This is a genomic window from Paenibacillus sp. MAHUQ-45 (assembly GCF_058133325.1).
Map to the genome: position 1 here is coordinate 649,282 of NZ_JBYUPV010000001.1, position 17,857 is coordinate 667,138.

General features: G+C 44.4%; 9 protein-coding genes. All 9 read left to right on the top strand.

The window, feature by feature from the left end:
- The first annotated feature begins 21 nt into the window (after positions 1-21).
- The 9 genes from AC3Y23_RS02920 to AC3Y23_RS02960 are packed head-to-tail and all read left to right on the top strand — an operon-like array spanning position 22 to position 17,843.
- A complete protein-coding gene (locus AC3Y23_RS02920; protein ID WP_379195414.1) occupies positions 22-777 on the top strand; it encodes an electron transfer flavoprotein subunit beta/FixA family protein in 756 nt (251 codons plus the stop codon).
- Positions 778-793: 16 nt separating this feature from the next.
- A complete protein-coding gene (locus AC3Y23_RS02925; protein WP_379195416.1) occupies positions 794-1,768 on the top strand; it encodes an electron transfer flavoprotein subunit alpha/FixB family protein in 975 nt (324 codons plus the stop codon).
- Positions 1,769-1,813: 45 nt separating this feature from the next.
- On the top strand, positions 1,814-2,662 hold the full coding sequence (locus tag AC3Y23_RS02930; RefSeq protein ID WP_379195418.1) for a 3-hydroxyacyl-CoA dehydrogenase family protein: 849 nt from the start codon (positions 1,814-1,816) through the stop codon (positions 2,660-2,662).
- Positions 2,663-2,689: 27 nt separating this feature from the next.
- Positions 2,690-2,944: an acyl carrier protein gene (locus AC3Y23_RS02935; protein WP_379195420.1), complete on the top strand. Its 255-nt coding sequence runs from the start codon at positions 2,690-2,692 to the stop codon at positions 2,942-2,944.
- A gap of 33 nt (positions 2,945-2,977) precedes the next feature.
- Positions 2,978-4,231, top strand: a complete 1,254-nt coding sequence (locus AC3Y23_RS02940) for an ACP S-malonyltransferase (protein ID WP_379195422.1) — start codon at positions 2,978-2,980, stop codon at positions 4,229-4,231.
- Between the two features lie 48 nt (positions 4,232-4,279).
- Entirely contained in the window at positions 4,280-13,084 is an 8,805-nt protein-coding gene (locus tag AC3Y23_RS02945; RefSeq protein ID WP_379195424.1) for an SDR family NAD(P)-dependent oxidoreductase, read from the top strand.
- A gap of 24 nt (positions 13,085-13,108) precedes the next feature.
- Positions 13,109-14,896, top strand: a complete 1,788-nt coding sequence (locus AC3Y23_RS02950; RefSeq protein ID WP_379195426.1) for an ABC transporter ATP-binding protein — start codon at positions 13,109-13,111, stop codon at positions 14,894-14,896.
- 11 nt (positions 14,897-14,907) lie between these two features.
- Entirely contained in the window at positions 14,908-16,752 is a 1,845-nt protein-coding gene (locus AC3Y23_RS02955; RefSeq protein ID WP_379195428.1) for an ABC transporter ATP-binding protein, read from the top strand.
- A gap of 44 nt (positions 16,753-16,796) precedes the next feature.
- A complete protein-coding gene (locus tag AC3Y23_RS02960; protein ID WP_379195430.1) occupies positions 16,797-17,843 on the top strand; it encodes an HAD-IIIC family phosphatase in 1,047 nt (348 codons plus the stop codon).
- The last annotated feature ends 14 nt before the right edge of the window (positions 17,844-17,857 follow it).

The window sequence follows — 17,857 nt, forward strand, 5'->3', positions numbered from 1 at the left end:
AGTATAAGAAAGGTATGAAGTATGGAAATTTTAATCTGTGTTAAGGCAGTACCTTCTAAGCTGCTGGGTAAGCAATATGCCGGAAATTCGCTCTTCAGCATCAACCCATACGACGCATATTCCATTAAAAAGATGTTGGAATTGCGTAAAACTATACCATGTACAGTTACTTGTATCTGCATGGGGCCTGAGGGCGCAAGAGATGTCCTCGTTCGATGTCTGGCGATGGGCGCAGATAGAGCAATTCACTTATGCGATCCTAAGTTTGCGGGATCAGATACCTTTGCGACATCATACATTCTGGCCAGCGCAATCGGAAAGCTAGACTATAATCTGCTTGTATGCGGCCAAATGGCTGTGGACGGAGAAACGGGGCAGGTACAATACGGTCTTGCAGAACGGCTGAATCTTATCTGTCTCCCTAATGTTCAGGGAATCCAATACCAAGAGGAGGAGCGCTTCATCATAGATTATGTGAATGAAGAGATGCTACACCGAGTTCAGGCCGATACTCCGCTGATGATATCGTTCGATAACTTATATGAATACAGTGAGGTCAACCTATTTGCGCTTCAACAAGCACGAAAAAAGGAAATTATCATCTGGAATGCCAATGATCTATCTCTTCGTCCGGAAGAATGCGGATTAACTGGCTCCAAAACAAAGGTCTGCCGGTCCAGGCAGCATCATGAACAGGCCCGGGAAACTGTAACGCTTTGTGAGACAAGAGACGGAATTTCCGCATTTCTGATGAATCAAATTAAGATCCATCAATAACAGAAGGAAGGAAACTATGATGATAATTGTTGTAAGTGATCCTAATGCGAAAAGTATAGTTTCTTACCTTGAAATGTTAAGCAAGGCCAGACAATTGGCAGCTCAAAGTGGTAGCGTTGTAGGTGCGATCTGCTTTGGAATGCATGATTCCTTTTTTTACAATGAGCTGTTCAAGCATGGAGCGCATCATGTTTTCTGCGTTCAGCAGGACTACCGGGATGGGGATTATCTCGCATTTTCTGACGGCATCCGGCATGTAATCCAGAAGAACCGTGCTCAGCTTGTCATGTTCCCGGATACCCCTTTATGTAAAGCAGCAGCGGCTACAATTGCTACTGAATTGGGAGCCGGCTTGACTGCCGATTGCCTGGATATTGACTTTTTCGAAGAGAAATTTATTTTTACACGTACCGCTTTGAACTCCTCTGTGATTGCAGAAATTCATTGCATTCACACCCCCTATCAGTTGTGTACTGTTAAGAAGAGGGTGTTCCATGACTGCGTTTCTGAAATCACTGATGCGGGGGGGACTCTTGATTTTATTGATATTCCAGCGAACAAGTCCATATACTCTGCCCTGAAGAGTCTTGGTTATGAAAGCTATCGCAAGGAAGAGGTAGATTTAGAGAACACAAAAGTTATCTTTGCAGTAGGTAGGGGGGTAAAAGAACAGGATTTTTCCTCCATTCAAAAGCTAGCCAAGGCAGTTGGTGCAGAAATTGGTGGAACCCGTGTCTTGGTCGAGAACGGATTGCTTCCGAGATCCAGACAAATTGGGCAATCGGGTATCCATGTTATCCCTGATTTATATATCGGCTTTGGAATCTCAGGTGCGAGTCAGCATATCGTGGGGATGAAATCCTCTAAGAAAATTATTGCTATTAACAACGATAAAAATGCACCTATTTTCCGTTTTGCGGATTATGCAATTATTGAGGATACAAGAGATGTGATTGCTGATCTTCTATCAGCCATGGAACAAAAGATATAAGCGAATCTTCTAATAATTTGCTAAGTAATTGTTACGGAGGGCAATATGAGAACAATCGGAATCATTGGAGCAGGTACCATGGGATGCGGTGTCGCCCAAACCTTTGCGGAATATGGATATCAAGTAGTACTCCTGGATATTTCACGGGAAGCTTTAGACAAGGCCTATAGGAATATTTATAACATCAGCCGTTTTCGGTTGTTTCAGAACGCTGGAGGCCTATCCGTTGAACCGGAGGATTTAGTGGCCCGGATAAAGTTCACTATAGACATCCATGATCTGGCGGAAGCAGATTTCATAGTCGAGAATGCCGTTGAGAATGTTGCCGTCAAAAAAGAAATTTATAAGCAGCTTGACGATATCTGCAGGCCGGAGGTCATCTTTGCAGCCAATACATCCTGTATTTCCATTACCCAATTAGGTTCTTATACGACAAGGCCTGAACAGGTGATCGGCATCCACTTTATGAATCCTGTCCCACAGATTGCGGCCGCAGAAGTCATCAGGGGATTTTTGACCTCAGAGAAGACTATCAAGAGTACGCTCGAGTTGCTTGAGCGTATCCACAAAGAAAGCATTGTCATCCAGGATTCGCCGGGCTTTGTCTCCAACCGCATTTCTCATCTAATGATGAATGAAGCCATTTTTTTGGTGCAAGAGCAGTGTGCCGAGCCTAAAGATATCGATGCCATTTTTGAAAAATGCTATGGTCATAAAATGGGCCCCTTGGCAACCGCCGATTTAATCGGCCTCGATACCGTGCTGGATTCGCTGAATGTGCTATACGAAAGCTTCCAAGACTCCAAATTCCGTTGCTGCCCGCTGCTCAGAAAGATGGTGAATGCCAACAAGCTGGGTGTCAAATCGGGTGAGGGTTTCTATAAATACAATTGATTAATATATAAAAGGGAGGCATTGCTAATGAGCAAAGCAGAGATCGAATTGAAGGTCGTTAATTTTTTAAAACGATGCACTAAAAAGGAAAGTATTGATTATAGTAAAAATTTTCAGGAAATGGGAATTGTGAATTCTTTACTGCTGATGCAGCTTATTTTATTCATCGAGAAGGAATTTGAATTAACGGTAAGTAACGACGATCTACGTAACAATACGCTTAGTAGTATCGATAATATTATTGCATACGTTGAGGGACGGAACAACTCTGTTACTAACTAGCAGCAACAATAGTGATAGGAAAGGATAACTACTATGGAAAAGCTCGCATTTTTATTCTCAGGGCAAGGTACCCAGTTTACGCAAATGGGGAAAAGCTTTTACGAAAACTATACAATTTCGCGTCAGACGTATGAGGAGGCCGGTGATATTCTGCACCAAGACATAGCTAAGCTGTGTTTTGAAGGGAGTATAAGCGAGATGAGCCGGTTCACCAATATGCAGTTCGCCATTGTTACTACTGAAATTGCTATTTTTCGGGCATACATGCAAGACTACGGTATCAGCCCGCAATTTTCGGTTGGACACAGCATCGGTGAGTATGCCGCACTGGTCAGCTCCGGGGCTCTCCAACTGGGGGATGCCCTGAGAATATTGCAAAAAAGAGGCGAATTGGTCGAGAGGGTGCTGCAAAAGGCAAACTCCAGAATGACGATCATTGAAAATGTGGATATAAGTAAAGTAACTGAAGCCATCTCCCTTCTGGGTGTTGAAAAAACGGTCTTCATCTCTTGTGATAATTCTGGCAGACAGGTTGCGGTAAGTGGATTGAATGAAGATATGGACAAGCTGGAGCAGAAGTTGGAATCCATGCGGGGGATCGTCACTCCGTTGTTCTACAGTCCACCGATGCATTCACCTATCATGGGTGAATATGTGGATGAATACCTTGCGTATCTGAATCACTTTACGGCTTATCCGTTCCGCTTTCCAATTCTGTCCAACGTAACGGGGCGTGCATTTTCAGATGAGCACACTCTGTTTGACATATTGGCGGCGCAGCTTACTCATCCGGTGCAGTGGAGACAATCCGCCAATTTGCTGTATGAGTACGGCATTACCACTGCCATTGAGATGGGACCCAAAGTACTGTTGACCAAATTTATAAACGAGGATCAGCCTACGATTCATTCTTTTTGCTACGGTCTTGCCAAGGACCGCAAGTCGCTGGCTGAGCTGTTTAATAATGACAGCAATTTTGCCAAGGACAAACCTGATTTTGTCGGCAGATGTCTGGCCATCCTGGCTTCCACGCCAAACTACAACCTTGATTCCAAAGAATTCCGGAAAGTTATCCAGAATTATAACGATATTAAGAAACAGCATGAGGCCATGTCCAACTTTAAATTCGGTTCAATGAACGAGCAGTACCGTGAAATCTTGAACAAGTTGATTGATTCGTTACGTATAAAGCAGCTCCCTAGAACGGAAATCAAACATCGAATCCAAATGCTTCTCGATGAAACTAACCTTATCTATGTGTTTAAAGATATGGCAGAGGCCCTTTGAACCTCAGGATTACATATATGGACAAAAAGTGGTAGGTGATGAACAGCTATGAACGGTAATAGCGGTGATATTGCGGTAATTGGGATAGGCTTGGATATTTCAAATGCAACTACTCTTAATGAGTACTGGAAATTTTTTGACGACAATATTGATTGTATTCGGGAAATGCCTGAACACCGGAAGCAACAAATCAGTGATTATGCCCGGTTGTATTTGAACGAAGATGAATCGGCAAGATATTTCCTTGGCAGTTTTCTTGAGCATATCGACCAATTCGATAACGAATTTTTCCGGATCTCTCCTAGGGAAGCTCAAACAATGGATCCGGTACAAAGAATTCTGCTCCAGACCATTTTCCATACATTCGATGATGCCGGATATACGCGGGAGAAGCTGGCTGGAAGCCAGACAGGGATTTATATAGGTTATACTTCCGGAGCAATGAAGGACAATTATTTTACTAATATTATGTTTGCCCACCCCGAACTCCTGAGATATTCTATCGTTGGCAATATGGCTCCGATTCTCCCGTCCCGTGCTTCGCATTTATTGGACCTGCACGGTCCCACGATGCTCATTGATACCGCCTGCTCAGCTTCTCTGGTGGCTATACATGAAGCATGCGAAGCTATTCAGAGACAAAGCTGCTCGATGGCCATTGCCGGGGGCATTAAAATTAATCTGCTTCCGCTTATTATCGAGAGTATGATGATTGGCATTGAGTCAAATGATGGAAGAACCCGGGCATTCGATGATTATGCGGACGGGGCTGGCATTGGGGAAGGTGCCGCCTGTGTTCTGCTGAAGCCGCTGCGTCAGGCGGAAGCCGATGGCGACAATATTTACGCCGTAATCAAAGGCACAGCAATTAACAACGACGGAAAGTCAAGCAGTATTACTGCACCGAACCCAGCCTCCCAAGCTAAGGTCATTCTAAGTACCTGGGAAAAGGCGGGCATACATCCGGAACAAATCGATTATATTGAAACCCATGGTACCGGTACATTGTTGGGAGATCCGGTAGAATTTCAGGGATTATCCCATGCTTTCGAAGCCTTTACGGATAAAAAGCAGTTTTGCGCGTTGAGTTCTGCCAAGAGTAACATCGGTCATTTATTTGAATGTGCGGGCGTCGCTTCATTCATCAAAGCGGTGGCTGCACTGAAATTCAAGCGAATTCCCGGTATGAGGAATTTTTTGACTCCGAACAAAAATATCGATTTCTGCGATTCCCCATTCTATATCAATACCAAGGCTAAGCATTGGGAGCAGCCCCGCAGCGGAACACCGCGGACCTGCGGAATCAGCGCCTTTGGATTGAGCGGTACTAATTGCCATGTGGTTGTGCAGGAGTACACGGAAACTGGTGATGAGCCTGCGTATGATTGGCTGGGTGGTGTGCTCTGCCTTTCGGCTAAATCAGAGTACAGCCTTAAGCATCTGATTCAAGACTATGCGGCTTTTATTGCAAATACAGATGCGTCAATCAACAGAGTTACTGCATGTGCTAATTTGTATCGTGAGCATATGCCTAAGCGAATTGCGATAGTGTATACGGATCAGGAGGATTTATTGAACAAGTTGCAGGCCGTCTACCTAAGAACTCCGGATCAATGGTTGGGGATAGGTGGGGTGTTGTACAATCCCAATGCAGAAATTGGGTCCGGCGACAGTGAAAAAATTATTTCAGCGCTCCAACGCTGCAATGATATTGTACGGAATCAGGATAGCGGCGGTGAGGATGAGTTGCTGCTTCTGCTGGAATTTTTGGCTGGCGAATACTGTAACCGTTCCGTTGTAGATTGGTCTGTATTGTATCAGGGAATGGCTATTCCCAAGATACCGTTGCCGCATTATCCGTTTCAACCAACAGCAGCTTGGCTTCCGTCCAAGGAGCGAACTGAACAACCGCGGGTGAAACGTGAAATGAGGCAGGCTGCCGAGATTGTAGAGCCGAATTCCTTCAATGAGGAGCATTTCTTTTACGAAAGAAGCTTTGTTGAAGCTGAACTGCCGACGTTCAGGTATTATAAGTCTACTTGCCTTTTCATTTACCGCGAGGATCACAAGCATCATGAACTGTTGGGCCACCTAAGAAATCAATTTCTGCAAGTTAAGTGTTTGCCTATATCGATGGAGAAAGCAAGCGGTCAAGGGGCTTCTCGGTATCTTGCTGCAGTTTACAGAGAGGTAGACTTCTCAGAAATCTCCCATATTTTGCTGGCGACCGATGAGCGTTCAAAACGGGTAGCTAATGGAGACGATCTGTCCGCATACGTTCAATTTCAAATGTTCAGCGTGATCGAATTGTATAAACATATCCGGTCTGTCCAGCACCAGATTTCCATTGTTTCCTTGAGTGACAGCGGGTTTGCGGTGACTGGCACGGAGGAATATCTCCGTCCGGAGAGCACATGTATATTCGGTTTGGGTAAATCATTCAACAGAGAGTACCGCAACCTGCACATGTGTACAGTAGATCTGGATGCGGCGACGGACCTTCGGAACGTCACCCAAGAGATTTGCAGCGAAACATCTCAGGCCCGGAAAGATATCGTGCTCTATCGGGAAGGGCGAAGATACATTGAAGGACTCCGGGAAAAAACCATTACTGAAGACAAGGGTAATCTGCTGCGTGATGAAGGTGTGTATCTGATTACTGGGGGACTGGGAGGAATCGGCTTCGAGACCGCCTTGGGCATCGCCCGAAAGGTAGCGGGGACTTCGCTGGTTCTTGCCGGACGCTCTATGCTGGAGGACGAGAGTGAATGGGCCGATATTTTGCAGTCAGAAGCGGCAAGTGAGAGGGGCGAACGGATTCGGCGGATGCAAAGACTTCGCCAGTATGCCGGATCTGTCCAATACATCCAGTGCGATATCTCTGATGAAGACTCTGTGCAAGACATGATCGAGGTAATCGGCCGAAAGTACGGCAAGCTGAACGGAATTGTTCATTCGGCAGGCGTAGGCGGCGGCACTGCATTAGAGCATCTGGATGAAGCGCGTGTGATGAGTATTGTTCGTCCCAAAATCATCGGAACCTTTCTGCTGGATATCTGGACCCGTCGGTTCAATCCAGATTTCTTTGTAATGTACTCTAGCAATTCAACTTTCTTCAGCAGCTCCGATCTCCCTGATTATATTGCCGGTAATTTGTACCTCGATGCTTACAGCAGCTACCGGAGTGCAAGCTGCAGCGGTCTAAGTCTTACGGTAAACTGGGCCACCTGGCTCGAAACGGGAATGTCCGTGAAGCACAATTTTACCGTAGACACGCTGACCCGATCCATCCGTACGAAGGATGCTATTTCAGCGTTATTTACCGCAATGAACAACGGTAGCGGAAGCCTAATGATTGCCCAACTTAATTTTCAGAGCAAAATCGTTTTACTGATGCATAAATACCCCCTGGTGTTGTCTCCAAATATATCAGCATCGTTGGAAAAGCTGAATGCTTCCTCCGATATTCCGGGCAAGGCCGGGCTCACATCATTCGTGCAGGAAATGACAGGCACAGGCGGGTATTCGAAGACCGAAAAAGTCATCAGCGGTATTTGTTGCAAGGTCCTGGGCTATGAGGATATAGATATTTTTAAAAATTTCTTCGAGCTTGGCGCAGATTCCATCATGCTTGCCTTAATCTTGCGCGAACTGAATGAAGTCTATCCCGGTAAGTTGAAAGTAACAGATTTGTTCTCATTCCCAACGGTTAAGGCGTTATCCGAGTATATTGCTTCCATTACGGATCATTTGGAGGACTCCAATTTAGCTGCTGAGGAAGAAGTAGAGCTAAACTTTACCTCAGAGGAAGAAGATCGGGACAATGAGGAAGATGATTATAACCAGGAAGGAGTGGCGATTATCGGTGTGGGACTGGAACTCCCGAACGCCAGCGATTTGCCAACCTTATGGAACATTTTAAGCAGCGGTATTAATGTTGTTCGCGATATTCCCGAAACAAGATCAGCTGATATCATCAGACACTTAAAGAATCAAGGAATGGTAGATGAGCAATTGAATTTTCGAAAAATGGGATATATGGATCAGATCAATCAATTCGATTATTCATTTTTTGGGATGTCTCCAAGAGAATCGACCATTATTGATCCAGTCAACCGTCTCTTTCTACAGTGCAGTGCTAAGGCGATTGACGATTCCGGCTACGGTCGGATAGGAGTCAAAGGAACGGACACAGCCATTTTTCTGGGCTATTCAGCCAGCAACTGCAATACATACAGCCGTCTGTTGTACGAAACGGATCAAACATTGTTCAACGATTCTCTTCCGGTAAATCAGGTCAGCATGGCTGCAAGCCGGGTGGCGTATGTATATGACCTTAAGGGACCGAGCATGGTTGTCGATACAGCTTGCTCCTCTTCATTGGTAGCTCTGCACATGGCTTGTGAAGAGATCAGGGAGGGGAAATGCCAGATGGCGCTAGCTGGAGGAGCGTTCATAGCGCATATGCCTCTGGATAATGGCTGCGATGTAGGCTTTGAATCGAAAGAGAGCATTACACGGGCGTTCTCGCAAGATTCTTCCGGTTCAGCAATTGCGGAAGGAGTCGGCGTGATAATGTTGAAGTCGCTGAAGCAAGCGCTGGCGGATAAGGATGATATTTATGCCGTTATACGGGGCAGTGCGACGAACCAGGACGGAAGCTCCTTTGGTATTGCGGCGCCCAACTTTCAGGCACAATCACAGGCGATTCAAGAAGCATGGCGCCGAGCCGGCGTAGGTGCTGAAGATATTGCCTATATCGAGGCGCATGGAACAGGGACACAATTGGGAGACCCCATTGAGGTTACCGGCATCAAACATGCGTTTGAGACGGCTACGAGCCGCAAGCAGATTTGCGGTATCGGTTCGATTAAGACCAACCTGGGACATGCCAACGAAGCGGCGGGCATGTGCGGCATTTTTAAGCTGATCGGCATTCTTCAGCATAAGCAGATTCCGCCGAGCCTGTATTTTAAAACCCCAAATTCGAATATTGATTTCGTAGATTCTCCGTTATATGTAGTAGATCATAAAATTCCTTTACAGAAAATCAACGGAAGATACATTGTCGGAATTAGCGGATTTGGCATGAGTGGAACAAATGCCCATGTTGTGCTGGAGAATGCTCCAAAACGCAAAAAAATCAAGCATTCGGATAGAAAAGCTCCCTATATTTTCGCAGCTTCCGCCAAATCTAAGGAATCGTTGCGGAATTTATTGGCGGATTACAGACAATATTTATTGGCTATGGCTGACGCGGAGCTCTTCAACTTTTGCTGCAATCTGACTTTGGGAAGAAGCCATTATCATCATCGTTTGGCATTTGTAGCTGACAGTCGAACGGAGATGATATCCAGGCTGGAACAAGCTCTAGGATCAGAAATGGCTGCGTGCGAGGGTGGTTATGTTGGACAATATGCCATCGTCTCCGAAAGTAAAACTTATCGTTATCCGCATGAGATAACGATCAACGAGCAACAGGCCCTCACCCGCCTTGGCGCTGACATTATTGAAGCGGGCACAGGATACGATTGGGATAAGCTAACTGAATTATACGTACGAGGTGCTGAGATCAATTGGGTGAATATTTACAGCGGCCCTTACGATAAAATGCATCTTCCGGTGTATGTGTTCGAGAAAAACAAATGCTGGTATCCTATACCCGACGCTGAGGAGCAGTCGCATCAGCTGAATAGTTATTTCCATGCCAAAAAGTGGGTGCCGCTGAAGCAGGACAAGTATTTGGAGCTCCAAGAGGACACATATACGTTGATTATTTATGACAAGACCAATTACGACAGCAGTTTTAGTGAAGCTGTGGAGGCCAAGTGCCGGAATGTAATCAGCGTAATTACAGATGATGAATGGGAATATATGTCCAGCAGTCAGGTCGTCCGGATGCCAGCGGGTGAAGCAAACTATCAAAAGTTGTTTGAGGAGCTTTCCGGCAAGCGAATCGAGCATATTATTCACCGGCGTTCGATCTCATCGGCACATGCGATGGATTTAGACGCTATAAATCATGCGTTGGAATTAGGATTTTTCGATCTAATCTCTGTCTTCAAGGGTCTAGCCAAAGCGCATGTGGAACAGGATATCGCAATATCTATTCTATCCAATTCAGCGTACGGTATCAGCAGTCAAGAGTCATTTACATTGCCTCACAATGCGGTTACTTTGGGCCTTGGCAAAGTAATTGAACAGGAGAACCCAACGATTTCTTGCCGGGCTATTGATATGGACTTGAACACCAACCATGAGCTTATTGCAGAAGAAGTGTTTGCCGACCATAACATCTATTTAGTGGGCTTCAGAAACAACGAGCGGTATGTTGAAGAGTTTAGTGATGTGGAGATAACGACAGTTCAGCAGAATCGCTTTAAGCCAGGCGGCGTCTACCTGGTTACAGGCGGAACAGACGGGTTGGGCTTGGAGACGGCAAAATATATCAGCGAGCATGATCAATGTAATATTGTTCTGCTGAGCCGCAGCGGATTTCTAAACGAAGCATTGTGGCCGGAATATGAGCATGAAGAAGAATACGCGTCGCGGATAAAAATTCTGAAGGAAATTAAGGGGAACGGCTGCCAACTGGATATCTATGCTTGTGATGTCTGCGATTACAATGCACTTAATGATATATTGCAGCAGATCAGAACGACGTATGGCAAGATCGACGGGATATTCCATTCGGCGGGCATCAGTGGTGCGGGTTATATTCTCCGCAAGGAAATGGATTCGTATTTGTCGGTAATGGCTCCGAAGATTGCGGGAACGTGGAACCTGGACCAATTAACGGCAGAAGACCATCTTGATTTCATGGTGCTGTACTCATCGGGAGTCACGGATGGCGGTGAAGCGGGGCAAAGCGATTACTTAGGGGCCAACGCCTTCTTGGATGCTTATACTGATTACCGGAACGCCTGCCACAGAAACACTTACACAATTAACTGGTGCTCTTGGAAGGAGACCGGTATGTCCTATCGCTATGGAGTCAATGTTGACTCCATTACCAAGGCAATGAGCACGCAGGAAGCTGTTCAGGCGCTGGATATCTTTATCAGAGGAGTCGATCACAAGCGTGTCATGATCGGGCAATACAATATCAACGATAATTTCTTTGCTTTGATGCAGCATACACGCAATCATCTTGCGTCTGGATTTAAGCAAAAGATTGAGACGAATTACTCGGAGGCAAGTCTGGCAAACGGCCGTTTGAATCTGAATAACGGTCTTCGCGATTTTGCACAAATCCGGAAAGGGCGCATCGTGTTCATTCCGAAATCTGAAAAGGTAAAGAGCCGATTGGACAGCGTGAAAGATTTTAAGTTAGAGGGAGATCCCGCCAATCAATACTCGGAAATCGAGCATGAGGTGGCACGGGTGTACAGCGGAATTCTGGGCTACGAGCATTTGAACGTGTACGACAATTTCTTTGAAATGGGTGGCGACTCCGTGATGCTCGCCACAATGTACGATATGCTCGATGAAATGTACCCGAATATCATTCGCGTAGCCTTTTTGTTCGAGTATTGTTCTATCCGCAGCCTGGCGGCGTTCATCGACTCAAAAATCAAGAAGGAACCAGAGCAAGTGGAGTCTGGTTATCTCCCTGATATCCGTTCTTCGGAAGAAAAGCCTTATTTCGAATTAAGCTCACCACAGGCGAGGATCTATTTGGAACATCGTTTGCGTAAGGGAGAATTCACCTATAACAATCCGTTCTTTATCAATGTCAGCGGAATCGATGACATTGAGCTGGTGAAGCTGCTCGAAGCTTTGGTGAAACGGCACGATATGCTGCGCACGACATTCAAGGTTATCGACAACAAGCTTGTACAATATATTGCTGCTGATGTCCCGATACATGTTGATTCTGTCGATGTTCCGTCTGGTACAGCAATCAACTACAGCAATTACTTGAAGGAATTTAAATTAAGCGAAGCTCCATTGTTTCATTTAACGGTATTTAATTATTCGCATCAAAGGATTTTATTCTTTGATATACATCATATTTTGCTGGATGGGTATTCTTCGAGCATACTACAGAAGGATTTCGCTGATCTGGCAGCCCATTATCCGGAAGCGGATGTTCGTCCCTCGTACAGAAAGTATGTTGAATTTGAGAAGGCGTTTTTTGTTTCGGACGAATACCATAGGATGAAATCCTACTGGCAAGACAGGCTACACGGCTTCGAGTTTTCCAATCCGCTCAGTGCTATTTCCCATTCTACCGGTTTGGAAGGCGCGGACACGATTGTCAAACTGCTGCCGGATACAGTGCTGAGTGGGGTATCGATAGCTGCCAGAGAACATCAGACGACTATGTTCAATGTGCTTATTGCTTGCTTTGCTTTTAGTGTGTCACAGACCTGCGGGGTACATGATCTTGCCATTCTGACCACAGTGTTAAACCGATATGAATCAGAGTTCAATAGTATTGTAGGTGTTTTCACGAATCTAATACCGATGCGGTTTCAGATTTATGAGCACCAGCCAATTGAGGAATATCTGTCCACTGCGAAGAAGAATCAAATAGGCGATCTCCAGAACCAGTATTATCAGTACCATCATTTAATTGGTGACTTCAAACAGCGGCAGGCTGATTTCCGGCTTTATTTTAACTTTGAGGATCATTCCATGAAAAAAGTTATAGGTGAGGACATCGCCTATAATTCTCTGACACCGTTATTTGATCTGGATATTAATATTAAGAAAAGAAACGGGCAGTTTGAACTGATTGCCATCTATAAGGCGGAGCTATATTCAAAGAACGATATCGAATGCATCATCCATAGATACTTGGATGTTCTGCAGCTTGTTACGGAGACATATCAGGTTGGAAAGCAGTAGAAGCACAGAGGAGGTTGTAGCAATATGAAAGCCAAATGGATTGTCAGCAATATTAGAGAGGTATTCACCATAATACTCAGACAGAACCCGCTCTATCTGTTGTTTTCCGTCCTGCAGATTGCTACAACCATCATCCAGCCTTTTATCAGCATCTTTCTGTTCAAATATTTGCTGGATACGTTAGATCATGGAGATCCATTTAGCTACAGCGTAAGAATTATACTATTATTCCTGATCATTAGCTTGGTGAATAGCAATCTCAGAATTGTTGCTGACAATTTCACGAAACTCTATGCTAAAAACCAAATGATTCCGATGTCCATGATGTTCTGCAAAAAAGCGGTGGAGATGGATTACCAGAATATAGAGAATCCCGAAATTGCCAATGAAATCAACCGTGCCGTCAATGTATTGCTGAACAAGGATCATCTGGAACACTATTTGGGTTCAATTAACAGTATCTGTATCTCATTTGGCCAACTACTCATTACGATGGTCATCATGAGCAAGATGAATGTCCTTGTGCTGATGACGATCGGAGCGGTTACCCTGCTCAATTATTTAATTCATCTTAAAGCTCAGCAGCGAAATCACGAAACGCGAAAAGAGATTGCACCGGTTGACAGAGAATGGAGGTATCTGACTTCTCTGACTCATGATTCTTCATTTGGAAAAGCCGTTAGAGTATTCGGACTTGACCAGTTTCTTATGCACAAAATAGAAGGCAACAGAAAAAGGTTCATAGCAATCAGAAGACGCATGGCCAATCGTGATTTTAGCAGCAGCTTCTGGGTCGATATATTGAACGTTGTCCAGGAAGCTATCATTTTTCTGTGGCTTGTCTTCTCGGTTATTTACAACGGCTTATCTTTGGGGAATTTCTCTTTGATATTCAATTCCTCGCAGCAGCTCACAGAGAGCTTCTCTACTCTTTCCAACGGCTTTGTGAAGCTCTACCAGAATAATAATTACATCAACGACTTTTTCTCCTTTTTGTGTCGGGAAGAGCGACTTCGTAAAGGTGGCAGCAAGTTTGTGGATTGGGAGGGTGGCACAGGGATTCTTGAATTGGATCATGTGTCATTCCGCTATCCCGGCTCTGACCGGTATGCCATTAAAGATTTGAATCTCATTATTGCACCTGGAGAGCGGATTACTATTGTCGGAGACAATGGAGCAGGAAAAACAACGCTGGTAAAGCTGATAATGCGGTTGTATGACGTAACGGAAGGAGAAATTCGCTACAACGGCATGAATATCAAACAATATGATTATGACGAATATTTGTCTGTAATCTCCACCGTGTTTCAGGATTATAAGATTTTGGCCGCCAGTATTTACGAGAATATTGCACTTAATGATGTCAATGAAGCTGACAAGGCAAAGCTTGACGAAATTTTAATCAACTGTGGTCTAATGGATAAGGTAAAGAGTCTGCCCGCTGGTGGTGAAACCCTCCTTTCCCGTGTATATGACCAGGAAGGCGTTGAATTGTCGGAAGGGCAGAAGCAGAGCATTGCACTAGGAAGAGCACTGTACAAGGAAGCTCCGGTTGTGATTCTTGACGAGCCGACAGCCAGCCTCTCCCCTATGGCAGAAAGGGATTTGTATGCCCGTTTTGACGAATTGACCCAAGGAAAGACAGTGATTTACATCTCTCATAGGTTAAGCAGCGCTCAAATCAGCGATAAAATATGCGTCATTCATGACGGAATGCTGGCGGAGTACGGCTCACATGAAGAATTAATCGGGCTGAATGGTATTTATGCCAAAATGTTTACATTGCAATCCAAATACTATGAAACAGCGTGAGGTCATCTTTCATGGATAAGGACATGGGTAAGGGACAGGTGAAACTTAGTCATTCAATTTATAATTTAATCCGATTGTACGTGAAAATCTGGCGCTTTGATAAATTCTATGTAATGATCGGCATTGCCGCAACTCTATTGCTCTCCTTGAAGCCGTTTAGCGGATTATTGTTTATCAAACTAATTATTGAAGAGCTAAGCAACGGTGAAAATATGCAAACCGCCATTGTCTATGTCCTGCTGATGGTCTCAATCAACGGTTTATTAAGCTTATTGGAGGATGCCTACAAAAGATATGATGATCTTAAGATAGAAACCATTAAAGCGAATTTTTTAGGAGAAATAGAGCTGCTTACGATGGCTATCCCTTACGATCAACTCCATGAATCCAAAACAATGGACCAGCATGCCAAAACGCTGGAAATCTTCCACCCTACGCAGGCTGCCTATATGGATATGCGTAATTCTATTCTCATATTCAAGTCGTTGCTGTCCTTTTTGTTGCAATTAATCGGGCTAACTTATATTTTGCTGAGCCTTCATTGGTTCGCAGTGGTTGGATTGATTATAGCGTGTATCCTTAGCATTGGAGTCGATGCCATTGCTGCAGACAAGGAATTTAAGGTCTGGGACATCAGCTTGGTTCACTTCGGAAGAAAGGTCGGTTATTTACAGAATATATGCATTGATAAGGAGCATGCCAAGGAACTGCGCAATTATAGCCTGGCTGGATGGATTACGCGCAAGATGAAACGCATAACGGAGATAACGATGAAGGAAGTGCATGGGATGGTTCGTACGTTCACCATCACCTCTGCCATCTCCAATACATTAATGGTCATTGTGAAGACCCTTCTTTATTTGTATATATTGAATCTGGCAGTACGAGGAGTTATCAGTAAGGCAGATATTCTAGTTTATTTTAATACCATTGGACTAGTCATTACAGTGCTGTTGAGCATCTCTTATTGTGTATTGCTCCTGTACAAATCAGGTTTATTCACAAGCGCATACTTTGGCTATCTAGAGGAAAACAAACGCTATAAGCCCGGCGGAGAAGCGAACAGCACATTACCGATTTCCGTTCGATCAGAAAGTTGCTGTATTGTCGTAGACGATGTTTGGTTCAAATATCCGGGGAATACCGACTATACACTAAGGGGAATCTCCCTTCGGATTACTGCTAATACAACAACAGCTATTGTGGGCGACAACGGAGCGGGTAAATCGACGCTAATAAAACTAATCTTGCGGTTATACACACCCGAACGAGGCCGGATTTTACTAAACGGTATAAATATTGAAGAAATTCCCCGATCAGAGTATTACCGGCTGGTTACGGCAGTTTTTCAGGATTTCAACATTTTAAATTACTCTTTCGTGGAGAATATCGTTTTCGATAAGGAATATTCAGATGAAGAACTCTACCAAGTCATTTCGGACCTCGGAATGGAAACTACAGTAGAAGGCTTACCACGGTCTTACGGTACGATATTGGGAAAAATGTTCGATGAATCGGGAGTAGAGCTGTCTGCCGGTCAGGCACAAAAGATTGCTATCGCAAGAGCTTTAATCAAGAAGTCGCAAGTCATCATTATGGATGAGCCGACAGCTATGCTATCCCCAGTGGCTGAATATGAAATTTACACCAATCTAAGCTCGCTAACAGCAAGACAGACGGCAATTTATATCTCCCACAGAATGTCCAGCTGTAAATTTTGCAATTCGATCATCGTGCTCCAAAATGGGAAGGTTGCGGAACAAGGCTCGCATGATGAACTGATGGGCATGAATGGAATTTATAACAGGATGTTTACAATACAAGCGGAATTCTACCGTGAACTGCAACCAGTGTAGCAAGTGGAATTCTTGAATTCAAATTGATAGAAGAGGTGCGAACAATGACAAAAAAAACGCTTAAATTAGTGGTTTGGGACCTAGACGATACGCTCTGGGACGGAATCATCAGCCAGGATACTAATGTCACCCTCAATAAGCAAATCCCGGAGATCATCCGCACTCTGGATTCCAGAGGGATTCTACAATCTGTCAGCAGTAAAAACGATTATGAACCGGCTATGGAGATGCTAAAGCATTTTGGTCTTGCTGAATATTTCATTTATCCGCAGATTAATTGGGAACCGAAGCACGCCAATATTAAATACATCATTGAGCAGATCAATATCGGTGAGGATACGGTAGCTTTTATCGATGACCAAGAATTTGAACGCGGTGAAGTAAAGCATTATTTGCCGCAAGTAACTTGTATAGCCGCTTCCGAAATTTCGGGTTTGCTGGACCGGAAGGATCTAAATCCACAGTTTATTACAGCGGACTCAAGCCTGCGAAGACAGATGTACCAGAACGACATTGTACGAAAACAGGCGGAGAGCGAGTTCCAAGGCGACTCTACAGAATTTTTGAAAACACTCCAAATGGCGGTAACCATTTCGGAGGCGCAGGAAAGTGATCTGCAGCGGGCTGAGGAATTAACGGTTAGAACTCATCAATTGAACTCGACAGGTTATACTTATTCGCATGAAGAACTAAAGGCGTTGTTGAATGATGATAGTTATAAGGTCCTTGTGGTGGATTTAAACGATGTTTATGGTGGCTACGGAACTATTGGTTTGGCTCTGTTGCAATGTGACGAAGAGAAATGGATTATTAAACTGTTGATTACATCCTGTCGGGTCATTAGCCGGGGAATTGGCACCATGCTGCTTGGCTATATTATAAATCTGGCGCTAGCGTTGGACAAAACAGTTTATGCTGAGTTTATTAAAACCAACCGCAATCGCATTATGGAAATTACCTATTCTATAATGCAATTTAATCTGGTTAAGGAACTTGAGAGTAAACAGCTTTTGAAATATGAAGGAACAGGGAAAGTACAGCTTCCTGAATATATTAGAATTAACGAGCAGGAGATCATTGAGGCTAAATAAGAGAGAAAAGACAC